The 18443-nt window shown below is 40.3% G+C and carries 20 protein-coding genes; 7 read left to right on the forward strand and 13 right to left on the reverse strand.

Annotated elements, in window-relative coordinates; all coding sequences use genetic code 11:
• Nucleotides 1-112: 112 nt before the first annotated feature.
• Nucleotides 113-3550: a pyruvate carboxylase gene (gene pyc, locus QUF94_RS19340; protein WP_289317263.1), complete on the reverse strand. Its 3438-nt coding sequence runs from the start codon at nt 3548-3550 to the stop codon at nt 113-115.
• Nucleotides 3551-4155: 605 nt separating this feature from the next.
• On the reverse strand, nt 4156-4437 hold the full coding sequence (locus QUF94_RS19345) for an Fpa/YlaN family protein (RefSeq protein ID WP_034313996.1): 282 nt from the start codon (nt 4435-4437) through the stop codon (nt 4156-4158).
• 220 nt (nt 4438-4657) lie between these two features.
• Between QUF94_RS19345 and QUF94_RS19350 the strand changes: the two genes are divergently transcribed.
• Entirely contained in the window at nt 4658-5161 is a 504-nt protein-coding gene (locus QUF94_RS19350; protein ID WP_289317264.1) for a peptidyl-prolyl cis-trans isomerase, read from the forward strand.
• A 56-nt stretch (nt 5162-5217) separates the two neighbouring features.
• Here the strand turns inward: QUF94_RS19350 and QUF94_RS19355 are convergent, their stop codons facing one another.
• Nucleotides 5218-6549 (reverse strand): PhoH family protein, encoded by a 1332-nt coding sequence (locus tag QUF94_RS19355; protein WP_289317265.1) that lies wholly within the window; start codon nt 6547-6549, stop codon nt 5218-5220.
• Between the two features lie 266 nt (nt 6550-6815).
• Between QUF94_RS19355 and QUF94_RS19360 the strand changes: the two genes are divergently transcribed.
• The 3 genes from QUF94_RS19360 (at nt 6816) to QUF94_RS19370 (ending at nt 8197) form a co-directional block, all read left to right on the forward strand.
• Nucleotides 6816-7421 (forward strand): YhcN/YlaJ family sporulation lipoprotein, encoded by a 606-nt coding sequence (locus QUF94_RS19360; RefSeq protein WP_289317266.1) that lies wholly within the window; start codon nt 6816-6818, stop codon nt 7419-7421.
• A 160-nt stretch (nt 7422-7581) separates the two neighbouring features.
• Entirely contained in the window at nt 7582-7782 is a 201-nt protein-coding gene (locus QUF94_RS19365; protein ID WP_081112824.1) for a YlaI family protein, read from the forward strand.
• A complete protein-coding gene (locus tag QUF94_RS19370) occupies nt 7766-8197 on the forward strand; it encodes a hypothetical protein (protein WP_289317267.1) in 432 nt (143 codons plus the stop codon). The genes QUF94_RS19365 and QUF94_RS19370 overlap by 17 nt, the downstream gene beginning before the upstream one ends.
• Before the next feature lie 37 nt (nt 8198-8234).
• On the opposite strand, the gene QUF94_RS19375 is transcribed toward QUF94_RS19370, so the two are convergent.
• The 3 genes from QUF94_RS19375 to typA are packed head-to-tail and all read right to left on the reverse strand — an operon-like array spanning nt 8235 to nt 10702.
• Nucleotides 8235-8519 carry a hypothetical protein gene (locus QUF94_RS19375; protein WP_289317268.1) on the reverse strand — a complete coding sequence of 95 codons (285 nt, stop codon included), beginning with the start codon at nt 8517-8519 and terminating at the stop codon, nt 8235-8237.
• Between the two features lie 4 nt (nt 8520-8523).
• On the reverse strand, nt 8524-8832 hold the full coding sequence (locus QUF94_RS19380) for a YlaH-like family protein (protein WP_289317269.1): 309 nt from the start codon (nt 8830-8832) through the stop codon (nt 8524-8526).
• A 22-nt stretch (nt 8833-8854) separates the two neighbouring features.
• On the reverse strand, nt 8855-10702 hold the full coding sequence (typA, locus tag QUF94_RS19385; RefSeq protein WP_289317270.1) for a translational GTPase TypA: 1848 nt from the start codon (nt 10700-10702) through the stop codon (nt 8855-8857).
• Nucleotides 10703-10826: 124 nt separating this feature from the next.
• Here typA and QUF94_RS19390 point away from each other — a divergent pair, with 124 nt between their 5' ends.
• Complete coding sequence (locus QUF94_RS19390; protein ID WP_289317271.1) at nt 10827-11009, forward strand: YlaF family protein; 183 nt, start codon at nt 10827-10829, stop codon at nt 11007-11009.
• A gap of 140 nt (nt 11010-11149) precedes the next feature.
• Here QUF94_RS19390 and QUF94_RS19395 read toward each other — a convergent pair whose 3' ends face one another.
• Together QUF94_RS19395 and QUF94_RS19400 are read right to left on the reverse strand one after the other, a co-directional pair.
• Nucleotides 11150-11953 (reverse strand): inositol monophosphatase family protein, encoded by an 804-nt coding sequence (locus QUF94_RS19395; protein ID WP_289317272.1) that lies wholly within the window; start codon nt 11951-11953, stop codon nt 11150-11152.
• A 413-nt stretch (nt 11954-12366) separates the two neighbouring features.
• Nucleotides 12367-12564 carry a hypothetical protein gene (locus QUF94_RS19400; protein ID WP_034314018.1) on the reverse strand — a complete coding sequence of 66 codons (198 nt, stop codon included), beginning with the start codon at nt 12562-12564 and terminating at the stop codon, nt 12367-12369.
• Between the two features lie 200 nt (nt 12565-12764).
• Here QUF94_RS19400 and QUF94_RS19405 point away from each other — a divergent pair, with 200 nt between their 5' ends.
• A complete protein-coding gene (locus tag QUF94_RS19405; RefSeq protein ID WP_430101364.1) occupies nt 12765-12998 on the forward strand; it encodes a DUF1054 family protein in 234 nt (77 codons plus the stop codon).
• Between the two features lie 79 nt (nt 12999-13077).
• On the forward strand, nt 13078-13695 hold the full coding sequence (locus tag QUF94_RS19410; RefSeq protein WP_289317273.1) for a YktB family protein: 618 nt from the start codon (nt 13078-13080) through the stop codon (nt 13693-13695).
• Nucleotides 13696-14012: 317 nt separating this feature from the next.
• Here the strand turns inward: QUF94_RS19410 and trpA are convergent, their stop codons facing one another.
• From trpA to trpD, 5 genes are read right to left on the reverse strand one after another with little or no spacing between them, the layout of a single operon-like run.
• On the reverse strand, nt 14013-14792 hold the full coding sequence (trpA, locus tag QUF94_RS19415; RefSeq protein ID WP_289317274.1) for a tryptophan synthase subunit alpha: 780 nt from the start codon (nt 14790-14792) through the stop codon (nt 14013-14015).
• Entirely contained in the window at nt 14785-15990 is a 1206-nt protein-coding gene (gene trpB / locus QUF94_RS19420) for a tryptophan synthase subunit beta (protein WP_289317275.1), read from the reverse strand. Before trpB ends, trpA begins: the two co-directional genes overlap by 8 nt.
• Before the next feature lie 4 nt (nt 15991-15994).
• On the reverse strand, nt 15995-16609 hold the full coding sequence (locus tag QUF94_RS19425) for a phosphoribosylanthranilate isomerase (RefSeq protein ID WP_289317276.1): 615 nt from the start codon (nt 16607-16609) through the stop codon (nt 15995-15997).
• Nucleotides 16610-16619: 10 nt separating this feature from the next.
• Nucleotides 16620-17396 (reverse strand): indole-3-glycerol phosphate synthase TrpC, encoded by a 777-nt coding sequence (gene trpC, locus QUF94_RS19430; RefSeq protein WP_289317277.1) that lies wholly within the window; start codon nt 17394-17396, stop codon nt 16620-16622.
• A complete protein-coding gene (gene trpD / locus QUF94_RS19435) occupies nt 17397-18419 on the reverse strand; it encodes an anthranilate phosphoribosyltransferase (protein WP_289317278.1) in 1023 nt (340 codons plus the stop codon).
• Nucleotides 18420-18443: the final 24 nt, after the last annotated feature.

The raw sequence follows: 18443 nt of genomic DNA on the forward strand, positions 1-18443 counted from the left end.
TAAGGAGAAATTCAATGACCGTACATCGCCTAAAAGAGGCTTACAGGGCAGCTTGAAACCTCAAGCATACCCAACATACCCCAAATCGTTCACAAGGCCACAGTCAGCGATATTACTTAGTTATTTCAATCAATAAATCACCAGTACTGATCGCTTCTCCATCATTTACATAGATGTCTTTAATGGTCCCGGAGAATGGCGCTTGTACGGTAGTTTCCATTTTCATCGCTTCCGTAATGATCAGGTGATCACCCTGTTTGACCTGATCGCCTTTCTCGACGACTACACGAATAACCGTACCTGGCATTGTCGCACCGATTTGTTCTTTATTTTTAGGATCAGCTTTCATTTTTGATATAACGGAAGATTTAATGTTTTCATCCTTGATGATCACTTCACGTGATTGACCATTCAACTCAAAATACACAACCCGTGTTCCATCAGCCAAAGGTTGGCCGATTGAAACTAATTTAACGATGAGCGTTTTTCCCTTTTCAATTTCAACTTCGATTTCTTCACCTAGCCTCATGCCATATAAGAAAGTCGCGGTATCAAGGTTGGAAACATCTCCAAACAGCTCAATTGTTTTATTGTAATCCAAGAATACTTTTGGATATAGGGCATATGCAAGCACATCGAAATCAGTGACAGGCCGTCCCAATTCCTTGAATAATTCTTCTTTAAGAGCAGCAAAGTCCACTTCTTCCAATAATTCACCCGGTCTTACCGTTATAGGTTTTTTCCCTTTCAGAATAACTTCCTGAAGCTCTTTCGGGAATCCACCGACTGGCTGACCCAGATAGCCTTCGAATAACTCTATGACTGAATCAGGAAAATCGATGGTTTTTCCTTTTGTCAGGACATCTTCTTCAGACAGGTTATTTTGCACCATGAATAAAGCCATGTCCCCAACGACTTTGGATGAAGGCGTCACTTTTACGATATCACCGAACATCGCATTGACGCGCTGGTACATTTCTTTCACTTCATGCCAGCGGTCTCCCAGCCCCACAGCTTTAGCTTGCTGCTGTAGATTACTATATTGACCGCCAGGCATCTCGTGTTTGTAAACTTCGGTATGAGGAGCATTCATGCCACTTTCGAAGTCATGATAGAATTTCCTGACCTCTCCCCAGTATTCTCCTAAACGCTCTAGTGAATCGACTTCCAATTTAGGTTGTCTGCTTGACCCCTCCAGTGCATAATGAAGTGTTTGTACACTTGGCTGTGAAGTCAGGCCAGCTAAAGACCCAATCGCCGTATCAACGATATCCACACCAGCTTCAATCGCTTTTGAATACATGTAAATCCCATTTCCGCTTGTATCATGAGTATGGAGATGGATCGGAAGGGAGGTAGTTGCTTTCAGTTCCGACACAAGACGGTAAGCAGCATCTGGTTTCAAGAGGCCAGCCATATCCTTGATCGCTAAAATATGGGCACCGGCATGTTCTAATTCCACCGCCATTTTTTTATAGTATTCGATATTATATTTGCTGCGTGACGGATCATTCAAATCCCCGGTATAACAAATGGCCGCTTCCGCAATTTTCCCGGATTGACGGACTGAATCTATAGCCACTTCCATCCCTTTAACCCAGTTTAAACTATCGAAGATCCGGAAAACATCAATGCCGGCATCCGCTGATTTTTCTACGAATTCACGAATGACATTATCAGGGTAATTTTTATAACCAACTGCATTTGACGCCCTTAATAGCATTTGTAAAAGGACATTCGGTGCTTTTTTCCTAAAACTTAACAGCCTGTCCCATGGATCTTCTTTCAAGAAGCGATAAGCCACATCGAAAGTTGCCCCGCCCCACATTTCCATTGAAAATAAATCAGGAAGGAGTTTGGCTGTAGGTTCAGCGATATCAAGGATATCTTTCGATCTAATTCTTGTCGCAAGTAAAGATTGATGTGCATCACGGAAAGTGGTATCTGTGATCAATACTTCTTTCTGTTCTTTAATCCAATTGACCAGTCCCTCTGCACCTTGCTGTTCAAGTATATTTTTTGTACCCGAGATAAGCGGCAGACCACCGACATTAGGAATTGGAGCTGGATCGAAAACAGGTTTTTTCTTTTTCTCGACTCCCGGGAAACCATTCACGGTTACATTTCCGATATATGAAAGCATTTTTGTCCCACGGTCTTTTCTGATTGGGAAGCTAAATAATTCCGGTGTTGAATCAATGAATGATGTATCGTATTCCCCATTTATGAAATTTTCATGTTTAACAACATTTTCAAGGAAGGGGATATTTGTTTTAATTCCTCGAATCCTGAATTCCTTAAGGTTACGAACCATTTTAGAAGCTGCCTGCTCAAATGAAAGCGCATGAGTAGAAAGTTTAACGAGAAGGGAATCATAATACGGTGTGATAACCGCACCTTGGAACCCATTCCCAGCGTCCAGACGGACACCAAATCCTCCACCGGAACGGTATACCATCATTTTCCCGGTATCAGGCATGAAATTATTCAATGGGTCCTCAGTCGTCACCCGTGATTGAATCGCATATCCATGCGTTTTAATTCCTGCTTGTTCGGGAATCCCGATCTTTTTGCCATGTAGCTCATGCCCTTCGGCTATCATGATTTGAGATTGAACGATATCAATGCCTGTAATCATTTCAGTAATGGTATGCTCAACCTGCACCCGTGGATTGACTTCAATAAAGTAAAATTCTCCATTTGCTACCAGGAACTCGACCGTTCCAGCATTTACATAATCAATATTTTCCGCCAACTTGACTGCTGCCTCACAAATTCTTTCCCTTAAATCTTCTGAAAGGGAAACGGAAGGTGCCACTTCCACAACTTTTTGATGCCGTCTCTGAACGGAACAGTCACGTTCGTATAGATGGACGATATTCCCATGAGTATCAGCCAATATCTGAACTTCGATATGCTTTGGATTTTGTATGAATCTCTCCACATAGACTTCATCATTGCCAAAAGCCGCTTTAGCTTCTGATTTTGCGCGATCATAAGCCTCTTCAACTTCTTCGATTTTTCCGACAATTCGCATTCCACGGCCGCCGCCGCCTAAAGATGCTTTTATAATAATTGGAAAACCGTATTTTTCACCAAATTCCCTGACTTCTTCAACACTGGTCACCGGTCCCTCGCTACCAGGGATGACCGGGATATTAGCTAGTTCAGCTTGGGTTCTAGCTTTCACTTTGTCACCAAACATATCTAGGTGTCTGGATTCTGGTCCGATGAAGATGATTCCTTCTTCCTCACAACGTTTCGCAAAATCAATATTTTCAGAAAGGAAACCATAACCTGGATGAATCGCATCGACTCCGCTCATTTTGGCAATCGCTATTATGCCTTCAATATCCAGGTATGCATCAATCGGTTTTTTGCCTTCCCCAACCAAATATGCCTCATCCGCTTTATATCGGTGATAAGAACCATAATCTTCCTTTGAATAGATTGCAACTGTATGAATATCTAATTCCGTGCATGCCCGAAAAATCCGTATCGCTATTTCTCCACGATTTGCCGCAAGTACTTTTTCTATACGTTTCCCCATTGCTACCACCCTAATCAATATGTATTTTTATTGAATATATAGAAAAAAAGCGTGATAGATTCACCACTTTTTATTCATAAGTTTATTTCCCGAGAATAAGGAGATCGACCTGATAAGGCTCTTTTTATTGCTGATGTAATTATTTCGATATATTTTCATGTTTTCGTTTTTTACCTACCATAAATACAAAAAAAGAATCCTTAACCATTAGTAAAAGAAAATTTAGTTATTATAATATATTATCAAAAAGTAAACAGTTGGATTTAACATACATTTAATATAACCATAATACTAAAATAAACTGAATACAATAAAAAAATAAAAAATTAAGTATATTCCCATGTAAAAACAAGGAATTCGCACTTTTTTCCGCCTAACGAATCCAATGTTAATTCAGCAAGGCATATTTCCCACCAGTCCTTAAAATGCTAGATTTGAAGGGATTTTCCATCGAAAATTCGAAAATGAAAAAACTCCATTGAGCTTCTGCACGTTCAATTAGTATGTCACATTCGAATATAGTATAACACTATTCACAAATGATGTATATAAATAAAAAACTCAAACAATCATCGAGATTTGTTTGAGTTAGTATGTTTTATTTATTATTTTTTTAATGATGCTTCATGCAAAACTGACAATTCCTGTTCAAGGGTTTCCAAAAGGGATTTGCCCTCGGTTTCCTCTACCAAGCCCAAGCGTACGGCAAAATCAATTTCTCGTGATAGGCCGAACATTTGTGTATCAAGTACCTCTTCATATAAAGGACATTGAGGCATAGTGAGATTTTCCATTTGAACTTTTATCAGTTTTAGAATCTTGTCAGCATCTGCTTTTAATAAAGCATAAGCTTTTTCTCGATGATTGACAAGCATATCAGATGCCATGTTAAATCCCCCCGCTCAGAGCGATTAAATCTTATCTTTAAATTCTACCTTTTGTTTTATGAAAAAGCAAGGACATTGACAAACAATTTGCCATTGAGATAACACAATCACCTCTCTACTGATTATACCGGCCATGGAAATTGTTCACCTTCTTGAAGATGTGACATTTCAATTATAATTGATTATAATTATTAAAGAGCAACAGAAAGGAATGAGATATTTGGAACCCATCGTATTTATTAACGGAAAAGTGAAATATCCAATTACACTAGATCCTGGAGTATGGATTTTTGATGACCGTAAAGTTGAAATCGATACATATTTCCACGCTGAAAGAGTCCAAGTCAATGAATTAGAAGAATATACGATTGCCGCCTCCAAACATTGGCAAAAAGAAATACAGGAAGGCGCAACCATGCCACCCACATTAAAAACGGAACGAAAGTTCGAGAAGCAAAGATTGCTCGAAGGGACTTTCGGCATTCCTTTTGAACCTTTTTTAAGAAATGCCGAACCTGAAAACGGGGTAACGGAAGTGATCGTCACAACCGATGATAAGGAACTTACATTCCCGTTGGAAGCGGCACTTGAATTTTTCCTGGGCTTTTCCAAGGATGGAAAGCCGCTTAAAGTATCCGAGGGCGGCCCCATGGAAATTTACTTCGGTGATGCTTCCAACATCAATGATCCGATAAAAAATGTACGGTCTTTCACTGTTAAATAAGACTTAGTCCATAAAACTTTATAGCAATCGGCAAGGGTCATCCCTTGCCGATTGTATTATAAAAGCGTAGCAGCGAGTTGGGCCAATCCAGATCTTTCCCCTTTTATCAACTTAACATGGCCGGCAATACGCTCGGTCTTGAATTTTTCCACCACATAGGTCAAGCCATTATTATATTCATCTAAATAAGGATGATCTATTTGCTCCGGATCTCCCATTAATACAATTTTGCTCCGCTCCCCGACTCTCGTCAATATGGTCTTAACCTCATGTTTTGTTAAATTTTGCGCTTCATCGATGATGATGAACTGATCTGGGATGCTCCTTCCCCTGATATAGGTCAGGGCTTCTACTTCGATCGAACTCATGCCTGCTAAGATGGCATCCAATTCCCCAGGTTTTTTCGTATTGAACAAAAATTGCAGATTATCAAATATAGGCTGCATCCAGGGTCTTAATTTTTCTTCTTTTTCCCCTGGCAGATAACCAATATCTTTACCAACCGGCACAATGGGCCTGGCAACCAGAAGTTTCTTATATTGTGACAAATCTTCAGTTTGCATTAATCCTGTTGCCAAAGCCAATAAAGTCTTACCTGTCCCTGCCTTACCAATAAGTGTCACTAGCTGAATATCCGAACGAAGCAACAAATCAAGTGCCATCGTCTGCTGGACGTTTCTCGGTTTAATTCCCCAAATATGTTCCCCTTCGTACATCAATTTCTTAACGAACCTGCAGTTCTCATCCACAATCCCAATCGCAGAAGCTGAACTGCCCAGCGTGTCCTTCATCAACAGGAATTGATTTGGATAATATGAGTCTTTTGTCAGTTCTTCAAGTCCCAAAAAACTTTTTTCGTAAAACTTATTAAGATTATCAATCGATACATACACTTCTTTATGCCCAGCGTATATATGATCCATTTCTACGACACGATCATTTAAAAAGTCCTCTGCCTCAAGACCGATTGCATCAGCTTTAACCCTGACGAGTGTATCTTTACTAACCAAAATGACCGTTTTTCCATCTTCCTTCGTCTCTTCTTCCAAAGATAAATTTTTTGCGACTGCCAATATCCTGTTATCGTTCGTTTTCTCCACAAAAATTTCCTGAAGCTTATGAAATGAACGGTGATTAAGTTCAATCCGTAAGCTGCCTCCATTATGAAGCGGAATGCTTTGATGAAGCTTCCCTTTTTCCCGAAAGTTGTCGATCAATTTCGATACTTGCCTGGCATTCCTTCCAATTTCATCCATATACCTTTTTTTCGAATCCAATTCTTCTAATACGACTGCCGGAATGACAACTTCATTATCTTCGAATGAATAAATCGAATACGGATCCTGCAACAGGACATTCGTATCTAAAACATAGATTTTTTTCCCCAATATGACGCCTCCTGCCTGCTCTTTAGGATATGCCTTACCATTTACTACACTCAGCAGTTATGTAGCGGACGAGACTGTTGATAAAATATATGTTCCTTTGCATAAAGATAGAAGAACATTTACAGACTATAAAGAAAACTTCCAGCTAAGAATGCTATTCCCAACATGGAGTACACCATGATGCGCTGCATTTTATACTTATATGCATCAGACTTAGTCGGTGTGGACAGGCTGTAACTAATGAAAAACATTAAGGAGGTTGTACATTGCAAAAAATCGTTTTGTCAATCGCTGCTGTTCTATTGATGACAGGTTGCACAATGGATAATAATAATAATAATGAAGCGTCTGAAAATAATGGTAAAAACAATATAACGAAAGTCAATAACACGACCATTAAGGAAGCAGACAGAACTACAGGTCAGCAAACAGCTTCAAGACTCACAGGTTTGGCTAATTCCATTCCGGAGGTTAACGATGCCACCGCAGTCGTACTTGGCAAATATGCCATAGTCGGAATAGATATTGACCAAGATATTGAGCGTTCACAGGTAGGAACGATTAAGTACTCAGTTGGAGAAACTTTAAAACACGATCCTAACGGTGCAAATGCCATCGTCGTCGCTGACCCGGATTTAAATGAGCGGATCAGGGAGGTAGCCAAGGATATTAAAGACGGTAAACCTGTAACAGGGATACTGAATGAACTGGCTGACATCACAAGTCGAGTCATTCCTGAGGTACCTGGTGATATTTTAACCCCAACGCCATCAAAGGCCATTGAAAGGGAAAAAAATAAACTTGATGATAATACGGAAAGAAAAGAACTTGATGAAGAGCAAAATGATCAATCCAATCACTATAAAGAATGAATTTTTAGCAACCCGAAGTGAATCTTCGGGTTTTTCTCTATACCCGCCATGAACCCGATAGTGTTAACGTTCAATTGTTAGTTTCACTTTATCCTCGTTTTACCATAAAAATATTGGTATACTTAAAAGCATATTCAAATTGAAGTGAGGTTCAAATAATATGAAGGTTAAATGTGTAATATGCGATCAAATTGAATCGATCCCCGACGATAGCCCAGAAGCTAAGAAACTTCGCAACCGTCCTATACATACCTATATGTGCAATACATGCAGTCAACGCATAGAAGAGCGTACGAACGAACGGATTGCAACCGGAAACTTCCGTCTTTACCGGACAATCAAAAATGAAGATGAATGGTAGAATATTTTATAAAGTTTCCCTGATTGGCCTCATCAATGGAATCATGCTTGGATTGACAATGAAGTGGGTCGAAATGTTTTCTGGTAAACAAGTGTACAAGCTTTTATTGAATGTGGATTTCCTCCCTGTAATCGGAGCTGTTTCTTGGAATGAGGCATCGTTGTTCTTTTTCCATCTTCTTTTCTCACTGGCAATTACGTTTAGTTACGTTTATATCCTTTATCCTTTGAAAATTTTCAGGGAATGGAACAAATATACACTTGCCTTTTTCACGATTATTCCTGCCATCATGCTGTACTTTCCATTATCGGCGCTGTCTAAAACAGAAGTTGTCCTTCCTTCTGATTTGACAGCTTTCTTTTTGTGGTCATTATTACACCTTTTTTACGGACTTTTCCTCCCTAAAGCAATATAAAAAGAACCGTGCGGATATCGCACGGTTCTTTTTATCATCACTCGATATTTTTATACTTATCAGGCTCAAGCTGAATTTGGTCTAACATGATATCAATCAATTCAATCGGAAAACGTTGTTTTTTCATTTCATCTCCCATTAGATACTCGACGAAATAAAAAGGTTCTGTTTTTGAAACCGAATCGATGATTACCTGATGATCATCTTTCAACATCTGCATGAAAAACATTTCTGTATCGCGTGCAGCTGTATCATCAGGCCTTGCATCACAGACAACTTTGATTGTCAACCAATTGTATAAAGCATCCTGTAATGATTTCATCATCTTAAGCCTGTTCTTCTTTTCTCGAATTGTGAAGACGGAATCTATAAATCCCAAGAACAAGTGAAGCGATGATTAATGCTTCCCCCATGGGAAGAAACACCGCAAAGAAAGAAAGAAGGGTACATCCAAGTGCCATTACCGCATAAATGACCACATTTTTTAGCAAAGGTAACTTTTTGGCAAAACCTAACTGATAGACAAGGATGCATAATCCAAAGATCGTCAAATATAAATACCACATTCCTGCTTCAGGATTTTCATCCACTCTGTACAATGCTGCAAAAAATGATAATCGCTCTTGGATATCCAATCTTTTCTCCTCCTCTTGCTATTTATTTTTCTTCAACAGCAACTTTTTTTCTTTTAGCTGCTCTTTCACGCTCGTTTTTATCAAGAATTTTTTTACGAAGACGGATTGATTCCGGAGTTACTTCACAGTACTCATCATCGTTCAAATATTCCAGAGCTTCTTCAAGGGACATGATCCTTGGTTTTTTCATGGAAGAAGTTTGGTCTTTATTTGCTGAACGCATATTTGTCATTTGTTTTGCTTTAACGATATTAACAGTCAAATCGCTATCACGGTTATGTTCCCCGACAATCATGCCTTCATAAATATCCGTACCTGGCTCAACGAAAATAACACCGCGGTCTTCTACTTGCATAATACCATATTGTGTAGTTTTTCCTGATTCCATGGATACAAGTACACCTTGGCGTCTTCCGCCGACTTGACCTTGTGCCATTGGTTGGTAGCTGTCAAATGAATGGTTCATGATACCATATCCACGTGTAATCGTTAAGAACTCAGTTGAATAGCCAATAAGTCCGCGAGCTGGGATCGTGAACAATAAACGAACTTGACCGCTTCCACTATTGATCATATCCAGCAATTCACCTTTACGTGCTCCCATTGATTCCATGATTGAACCAGTGTGCTCCTCAGGTACGTCGATTTGTACACGTTCAACCGGCTCACAACGGACACCATCAATCAAACGAACGATAACTTCCGGTTTTGAAACTTGCAGTTCATAACCTTCACGTCTCATGTTTTCGATCAGGATGGAAAGGTGAAGTTCCCCACGACCTGAAACAATCCAGACATCCGGAGAATCAGTATTTTCGACTCTTAAGCTGACATCCGTCTGCAGTTGGTTTTTCAAACGCTCTTCAATCTTACGAGCAGTAACGAATTTACCTTCACGGCCTGCGAATGGGCTGTTATTTACAAGGAAAGTCATTTGCAATGTTGGCTCGTCAATACGCAGGATAGGTAGAGCGTCAGGGTGTTCAGTCGGACAAACCGTTTCCCCTACGTTAATATCCTCCATACCAGAAACGGCTATTAAATCACCGGCAACGGCTTCTTGGATTTCAACTTTCTTCAAGCCAATATAACCAAAGATTTTCGTTACACGGAATTGTTTAACCTTCCCATCAAGTTTCATTAATGAAACTTGTTGACCTACATGCATTTTACCGCGGAATACACGACCAACACCAATACGTCCTACATAATCATTATAGTCAAGTAAAGCCACCTGGAATTGAAGCGGTTCATCTGAGTTATCAATTGGTGCAGGGATCGTTTCGACGATTGTTTCGAATAGAGGGGTCATGTCTTCTTCTTGTTTAGCAGGATCTGAATCCAAGCTTGCAGTACCAGCAATACCTGAAGTGAAGACAACTGGGAAGTCCAACTGTTCTTCTTCAGCTCCTAATTCGATGAATAAGTCAATTACTTCATCGACCACTTCATCTGGACGTGCAGAATCTTTATCGATTTTGTTCACGACAACGATTGGCGTGATCTTTTGTTCCAATGCTTTTTTCAACACGAAACGAGTTTGCGGCATACAACCTTCATATGCATCAACAACAAGCAGAACACCATCAACCATTTTCATGATCCGTTCCACTTCGCCACCAAAGTCGGCATGACCAGGTGTATCCAAAATATTGATTCTTGTATCTTGGTATTGAACTGCTGTATTTTTCGCAAGAATCGTAATTCCGCGTTCTTTTTCAATCGCATTAGAATCCATCGCACGTTCTTCCACATGTTCATTTTCACGGAAAGTACCAGATTGCTTAAGCAACTGATCCACTAACGTCGTTTTACCATGGTCAACGTGGGCAATGATGGCTATATTACGAATATTTTCTCTTAATTTCAAAAAATTCACTCCTAAAAAAGTTTGTGTATAACGTATCACTAGTATTAACTTACATATTATATCACAAACATACTAGAAACAAATACAGAAATTATGTACAATAGATATATTAGGGGTGATATTAATGAATATTAAATGGAATTTCTTAATATTAGCGTTATTGGCAACATCCAGCATTGGCTCCATTGGCATCTTCATTGCTGAAAAAAGCTTGATTGGAATATTGGCTGCAATCGTTGTTCTTTGCGGAGTTATGGGGTTCGGTTTCACTCAAAAGAAGAAATTGCGTGAAGCAGGGAAGTTATAATATAAAAAACTCGCTGACAGACAGCGAGTTTTTTTTGTTAATTATTTCAAATTGAGTATTTTATTCCATTTTTACCAAGACTCCGGTCATGCCATGGGCATTTCGAAATTCCATTTCGGCTTGCCACCGTCTTTAAGGTTCTAATGTCTGGAAGTACCTGATAAGTATTTATCAAATATTTCTTTGTGCAGCCCAGGTTTAGAAACGAAGAGTGAGTCACCCTCTAAAAAATCCAATTTGTCACCTTTGATATTACTAACTTCCCCGCCCACTTCCTCAACCAGTAAAACTCCTCCGGCAAAGTCCCAGGGCATGAGTCTCATGGTTATGTATGCATCAATCCTTCCAGCTGCCACGAATGCAAGCTCCAATGCTGCCGAGCCATAAGAACGGGTCCCTCTTGCATCCCGGACTAGCGGTGCCAGAAGACTCGGATCAATCCTACGGTTTTCCGTTACCCAGCTTGCATTAATGGAAACGATCGCTTTGCTTACCGATGCCTCTTCAAGAGATGGGAGCCTTTGATCATTCATGAAAGCTCCCTCCCCCTTAATCGCATGATATAATTCATCACTAACGACATCATAAATCATGCCAATTTTTCCGATGCCATCCACATAAACCCCAAGGGAAATTGCGAAATTCCGCTGTTGATGAATGAAATTCAAAGTTCCATCAATCGGATCAATGATCCATACCGTTCCTTTTAGGTCTTTAATATCATTGCCCATTCCCTCTTCCCCAAAAATCCGGTGTTCTGGAAATACTTCGCCGATTTTTTCACAAAAAAACTTTTCTATCCCCTTATCCATATTAGTAACCAAATCATTGGGATTCGTTTTCATTTCAATATTCAACTTGGTTGTAAAGGACGCCCTTAGCCTCGTACCCGCCTCTTTCATCCATAACTTCGCATATGTATCCATTTCCTTAACCGATGCCATTATAATATCCCCGTCCTTTATGATCAGAAACTACATTAAAATGATCCTCTTCTAAAGATTAAAGCAAATATAGCTTACCTTCAAGTTTTTCACATCTTAATTTTTCCATTTTTTAAAACGTATCAGGAATGAAGGTTTGATTCATAATACGATTTCCCGATCATGGGTAAGCCGGCACGAATCCCTTCAAATTACCTTGACTTGAACGGTTCCTTTCCTTATTAAAGGAAATCCGACTCAACGATGCTTGATAATAAAATTCCGCCTAATATATATTGGGGAATTTAATGAAAAACGGACACATATTTTTTATTAAAATAAGTGTCCGTTCATCTATAATAAAATTCCTTGTATTGAAATTGATTCATTTCTTTTATTCAATCTCCTTAAAGATCTCTGCAGCCAATCATTTTTTACAAGGCTTTCAGTTTCAGCAATTCCAACCGGATGCGTTCAAGCCTTTGCTTGCATTGTGACCTCTTTTGGTCATTCTCTTCACCAATTGCTTCAAAAAGGGTTGCTAATTCATAGTCCATTTCCATTCTTAACACTGCAGCTCTATGTCTTTCAACTTCTTTAGCTTTTAATGCTTGGTTCATGACTTGTTTCATAATTAACATTCTCCCTTCATCAATTAACGTAATTTTCTGAATTTATTTTATTTTATCATATGACTTCCTACCACAAATAGCAACTAATTTGTGCTTTAACCCATAAGGAATTTTTTCAGGACCAATCCAAATCGTATTTTTTAAATTTTACTTTTACTTATGCTACAATATGTGCAGATATTACGGTAGGAGAGATGAAAATGAATATTGCAAGTTTTACAGCTGATGATTTTGATGTTTTTAAAATTGATGGATTGGAACCCCGAATGGATGCTTTAAAAGAACGTATCCAGCCCAAACTTCAAGCTCTTGGAGAACATTTTTCCCAACAACTGTCAGTGATGACGGGCGATGAAATGCACCCTCACGTCGCAAAGCATGCTAGACGGACAGTTAACCCTCCTAATGATACATGGGTTGTCCGCAAAATCTAACTTCAATAGTTCGTCCTTGCTTGATTTTTATTTACCCCTACCTAAAATAATATAAACTTGAAGAAGGAGTTTTTATGTAATGCAATTTGAAGGATTCACAAAGAACGATTTTGACACATTTAATATAGAAGGTCTTGACGGAAGAATGAAGGCAATTCAAGAACGGATTCAACCGAAGTTCCAATCGATCGGGCAAACGTTGACGGACGACCTTTCCTTGAATCTTGGGAACGAAATGTTTTTGCATATTGCAAGACACGCCCGAAGAAGTGTGAACGCCCCGAAAGATACATGGCTTGCGATAGCGGCGAATAAACGTGGATACAAACAACACCCGCATTTTCAGATTGGATTATTTGACGACCATGTATTCATATGGCTTGCGTTCATTTACGAATTGCCGAACAAAGAGCAAATCGCAAAGAATTTCTTGAAGAATATGAAGGAAATCAAAACGACCGTTCCGAATGATTTCGTTGTTTCGCTTGATCATATGAAGAAGGACGCAATATCAATGAAGGAAATTGACTTGAAAGAATCGCTTGAACGTTTTCGGGACGTCAAGAAGGCTGAATTCCTTCTTGGACGACACATTCCCGCAAACGACCCGATCTTGACGGACGGAAACGCATTCTTGAACGTTGCCAAAGAAACGTTTGAAACTCTTATTCCATTATATAAATTATCGTATAAATAAAAAAAAGCGTTTCGCCCAAAGAATTGAATGAACGACTTGCCAAGATGACATGGGAGAAATTAGACGAAGAATTCGAAAAATTATACAACGAAAACAGCAAATAAAAAAAGCCGCTTATGACCCATGAAAGATCAAAGTGGCTTTTTTACATTTCATTCAAGTGTTTTATGAGTTCTTCAAGTTTCAATTCGGTAAGTCGTTCTTGAAGGTTATGACGTTTTTTCTCTTTCGGCCATCTGATCCGTATTCGGATTGAATTATCGGATGCACAATAAACTGGTTAGAAAAAAGGAGAGCCATGAAGGCTCTCCTTTCCTTTATTTTCGCACCAATCCTTTGCTAGCTTGTATCAAGTCACTAATTTGATCTTCTTTACCAGTTTCAAAGCATTCGATGATTTTACTGCCGACAATGACTCCATCGCAGTATTGCATAGCATCACGAACATGTTCTGGCGTCGATATGCCGAACCCAGCAAGAACGGGAACGGGACTTAGCTCTTTCACCTTCTTTAAATAGCCCCCGAGCTCTTCCCCAAAAGCATCACGGGCACCTGTAATGCCTTTGACTGTAACTGCGTAGATAAAGCCCTCTGCCCCTGCGGTGATCTCAGTGATACGGTCTTTCGAAGACGTGAGTGTCACAAGTCGGATAAGCATGATCCCTGCAGTTTTGATAGATGAAAAGATGGCTTCTTCCTCAATCGGTAAATCGGGGATGATGCACCCGGAAATGCCTGCTTGAAGACAATCATCCGTAAACTCTTTAAGTCCATATGCCAGAATTGAATTCGAATATCCCATTAAAATAATTGGAATGTTAACATCATCTTGGATTTCCTTAACTTTTTTCAGGACATCTTTTAAAGTTGTTCCATTCTCCAAAGAACGGATGCCCGCCTGTTGGATAACCGGTCCATCAGCGACAGGGTCAGAGAATGGTATACCTAATTCAACAGCAGTTGCCCCACTTTCTTCAAGGAACAGAAGCTGGGTCTTTAACCGTTCAAGACCGCCATCACCTGCCATAATATAAGGAATGAATGCTTTTTCCCGCTTTGTTAGACACTCTTCAAGCGCTTTTGTTAATTTATTCATGTTCATTACCCCCTATTAATGATTGGACCGTTTCTACATCCTTATCACCACGGCCAGACAGGCAAATCACCAGTCCTGTTCCTTTCTCCATTTCTTTAGCAAGTTTTAATCCGAAGGAAATGGCATGTGAACTTTCCAAAGCAGGGATGATCCCTTCTTCCCTTGAAAGCAACACAAGGGCTTTCAATGCTTCATCATCGGTAACGGAAGTATATTCCACCCTGTTGATATCTTTTAGGTAACTATGTTCAGGTCCTACCCCTGGATAATCCAACCCTGCTGAAATTGAATGTGCCTCCTGGATCTGACCGTCTTCGTTCTGCAATACATACATGAATGCACCGTGGAGCACCCCAGGTTTTCCCTTCGTCAAACTTGAAGCATGTAATGGTGTTTCCAGTCCATGACCTGCCGCTTCCACGCCATATAATTTTACGGATTCATCCTCAATGAAGGGATAGAACATCCCCATTGCATTACTGCCACCGCCTATGCATGCGACTACTGCATCCGGAAGGGAATGAACCGTCTCCGAATACTGACGCTTCGTTTCATTCCCTATCACGCTTTGAAAATCACGTACAATAACGGGGAATGGATGAGGTCCAAGAACAGATCCCATTATATAATGGGTGTCATCCACATTTGCTACCCAATATCGTAATGCCTCATTCACTGCATCCTTCAGTGTCCCGCTTCCCTGTGATACAGATATGACCTTGGCTCCCAAAAGTTCCATCCGGAACACATTCAATTTCTGTCTCCTGATATCTTCTTCTCCCATAAAGATGATGCATTCCAACTTCAGCAAAGCACATACAGTTGCCGTTGCAACCCCATGCTGTCCTGCACCCGTTTCGGCAATCACTTTTTTCTTGCCCATTTTCCGAGTCAGCAAAGCCTGACCGATCGTATTATTTATTTTGTGGGCTCCAGTATGATTCAAGTCCTCACGCTTCAGATAAATATCTGCACCACCTGCTAGTCTCGTTAAGTTCTCCGCAAAATAAAGAGGTGTTTCCCGCCCGATATATTGTTTCAGGTAATAGCTTAACTGCTTTTGAAATTCAGGATCTTTTTTAGATTGTTCATATACTTCTTCAAGCTCTGTAATAGCCGCCATTAAAGTTTCCGGAACGAAACGGCCTCCATATGCTCCAAAATGTCCAGTTTTATCAGGCTGTGTATAAGTATTCATCTATTCATTCCTCTTTTCCGGCTGTATATTTTGCCTCATTGATAAATGCTTTTATTTTTACATCATCTTTTAATCCGTTTGTTTCAACGCCACTGGCTACGTCAACTGCGAATGGTGAAACGGCACTAATCGCTTTTCCGACATTTTCCGGAGTCAACCCACCCGCTAGAATCACCTTCTCCCATGGCAAGTCCGCTTTTCGGATCATTTCCCAATCCAAAGTTAGTCCCTTACCGGAAGAACCCTTAGGAAGATCCACTAATAGATAATCTGCCGGGTATTCATGAAGGTTTTCAAGGTCTTTCTCCGACTCGATGGCAAAGGCCTTGATCACCGGCAGGGTCATTCTGCGGGCGAAGCTGGCAGACTCGTTACCATGAAGCTGAATATAATCCAATCCTGCAATTTCAGCACTTTTTATCACTTCTTGTTCAGTTTGATTGGCAAACACTCCGACTTTTTTAACATGTCCGGGTAGATTCGCCCCGAACTCACCTACTATATCCGGCTCGACTTTTCTGCTACTCTCGGCAAAAATGAAACCAATAAAGTCTGCCCCGGATTCAACAGCAGTCCGAGCAGCTGCCAATGTCTTTATCCCGCAGATTTTCACTAACATATTAATCTCCTTATATACTCATTTGCAATTCGGCCATCGTATAAGGAAGATTTGATGAAGTCATCAGTGTCTCCCCGACTAAAACCGCTTTTGCACCAGCTTCCTTCACACGCATAACGTCTTCTTTTGTCTTGATTCCACTTTCACTGATAATGATATGGCGTTTTGGATCAAGTAACTTCGCCAGTCGTTCCGTTACAGCCAAATCCACTTTGAAGGTCTTTAAATTCCGATTGTTAATCCCTATGAGTTCTGCATTTAGTTCGAGTGCTCGTTCCAGTTCAGCTTCATCATGGACTTCCGTTAATACTTCAAGCCCATTATTTTTTGCATATTGATATAATTCATGAAGACGTTCTTTAGAAAGTGCAGCCACAATTAATAGAATGATTGTTGCACCAGCTCGATAGGCACGATCGATTTGAATTTCATCGATGATGAAATCCTTGCACAACCTGGGAATCCGTATCGCCTCGCTTACGTTTCTCAAATCTGCAAAAGATCCTTTAAAGAAAATCTCATCCGTCAATACCGATATTGCTGCCGCTCCGCCGCTTTCATATGAAAGTGCCTGCTCGACTGGATTCACATTGATTTTAATGTCCCCTTTTGAAGGGGAAGCCCGTTTTATTTCCGCAATAACAGCCATTGATTTTGCCGTTTTCAAATTTTCTACAAGAGATGGTCTGACTATATTGATCAATACCGAATCATCTAAGTCCCTTTCTTTTAATTTTGCGACTTCCACCTTTTTCTGTTCGATGATTTTCGTTAAGATATTTTCCATTTACATGACCACCTTATTTCTATTGCCATAAGCAATGAGATTTTCTAACTTTGTAAGAGCCGATCCGCTATCCAGGCTTTCTTTGGCCATGGAGATTCCTTTTTTGATCGTAGCTGCCGTACCATGTGCGTATAATCCCAATCCAGCATTCAATAAAACGGTATCGCGATAGGCCCCTTTTTCCCCTTTGAGAAGGCGAAGCATAATATCGGCGTTTTGTTTGGCGTCACCGCCACGGATGGCATCATTTCCGTAAACCGGCAGATCCACTTCTTCAGGATGCAGCGTAAATTGGGTTATATCCCCTTGCTCCAATAGCACGAGTGAATTTTCACCCTGCAGGCTTGCTTCATCCATAAAACCGGCACCATTTATCACGACCGCGCGTGTCCTGCCCAATTTATGTAGGACTTCCGCAAATAACTCGAGCATATCGCGTCGATTAATTCCCAATAATTGCGTGTCGAGTTGAACTGGATTTGTCAAAGGTCCGATAAGATTAAATATTGTCGGGATTTTCAATTCTTTTCTTACTTTCATTATTCGTGCAATATTAGGGTGAACGGATGGGGCAAATAAGAATGTGATCCCATTTTCCTCCAGCAGTTCTTTTAACATGTCAGGCTCCAAGTACAAATTAACACCTAGCTCTTCCAATACATCCGCACTTCCCGTTTTACTTGAAATGCTACGGTTTCCATGTTTGGCAACCTTGACACCTGCCCCAGCCAGTACGAAGGCCGATGCGGTACTTATATTGAAGCTTTGTGATCCATCTCCTCCCGTTCCGCAATTATCCATTACATTAAGGGAGCTTGTTTTTACACTTCTTGCTTCTTTTCTCATGACTCGGACGAGGCTTGCTATTTCACCTGCCGTTTCCCCTTTGGATTTTAGGGCTATGATGAAAGCTGCCATCTCGCTTTCGGTGATATCTTTAGAAAATAACGCTTGGGCTGCTCTGCTCATCTCTTCTTCCGTCAATGTTTGACGCTCTGCTAACTTCGCTAAATACTCCTTCACCACTAAACTCCCCCAGTCGTTTTT

It is taken from the genome of Peribacillus sp. NJ4 (genome assembly GCF_030348345.1).
Lineage (GTDB): Bacteria > Bacillota > Bacilli > Bacillales > DSM-1321 > Peribacillus.

Excerpts from the sequence above, each read along its gene's own strand:
- QUF94_RS19405 (WP_430101364.1), top strand. The coding sequence starts at position 12,765 with ATGAATATTGCAAGTTTTACAGCTGATGATTTTGATGTTTTTAAAATT.
- QUF94_RS19365 (WP_081112824.1), top strand. The coding sequence starts at position 7,582 with ATGAAGGTTAAATGTGTAATATGCGATCAAATTGAATCGATCCCCGAC.
- QUF94_RS19375 (WP_289317268.1), bottom strand. The coding sequence starts at position 8,519 with ATGAAATCATTACAGGATGCTTTATACAATTGGTTGACAATCAAAGTT.
- trpB (WP_289317275.1), bottom strand. The coding sequence starts at position 15,990 with ATGAATACTTATACACAGCCTGATAAAACTGGACATTTTGGAGCATAT.
- QUF94_RS19395 (WP_289317272.1), bottom strand. The coding sequence starts at position 11,953 with ATGGCATCGGTTAAGGAAATGGATACATATGCGAAGTTATGGATGAAA.
- pyc (WP_289317263.1), bottom strand. The coding sequence starts at position 3,550 with ATGGGGAAACGTATAGAAAAAGTACTTGCGGCAAATCGTGGAGAAATA.
- QUF94_RS19400 (WP_034314018.1), bottom strand. The coding sequence starts at position 12,564 with ATGAAACAAGTCATGAACCAAGCATTAAAAGCTAAAGAAGTTGAAAGA.
- QUF94_RS19345 (WP_034313996.1), bottom strand. The coding sequence starts at position 4,437 with ATGGCATCTGATATGCTTGTCAATCATCGAGAAAAAGCTTATGCTTTA.
- trpA (WP_289317274.1), bottom strand. The coding sequence starts at position 14,792 with ATGAATAAATTAACAAAAGCGCTTGAAGAGTGTCTAACAAAGCGGGAA.
- QUF94_RS19425 (WP_289317276.1), bottom strand. The coding sequence starts at position 16,609 with ATGTTAGTGAAAATCTGCGGGATAAAGACATTGGCAGCTGCTCGGACT.
- QUF94_RS19370 (WP_289317267.1), top strand. The coding sequence starts at position 7,766 with ATGAAGATGAATGGTAGAATATTTTATAAAGTTTCCCTGATTGGCCTC.
- trpC (WP_289317277.1), bottom strand. The coding sequence starts at position 17,396 with ATGGAAAATATCTTAACGAAAATCATCGAACAGAAAAAGGTGGAAGTC.
- QUF94_RS19410 (WP_289317273.1), top strand. The coding sequence starts at position 13,078 with ATGCAATTTGAAGGATTCACAAAGAACGATTTTGACACATTTAATATA.
- QUF94_RS19390 (WP_289317271.1), top strand. The coding sequence starts at position 10,827 with ATGAATATTAAATGGAATTTCTTAATATTAGCGTTATTGGCAACATCC.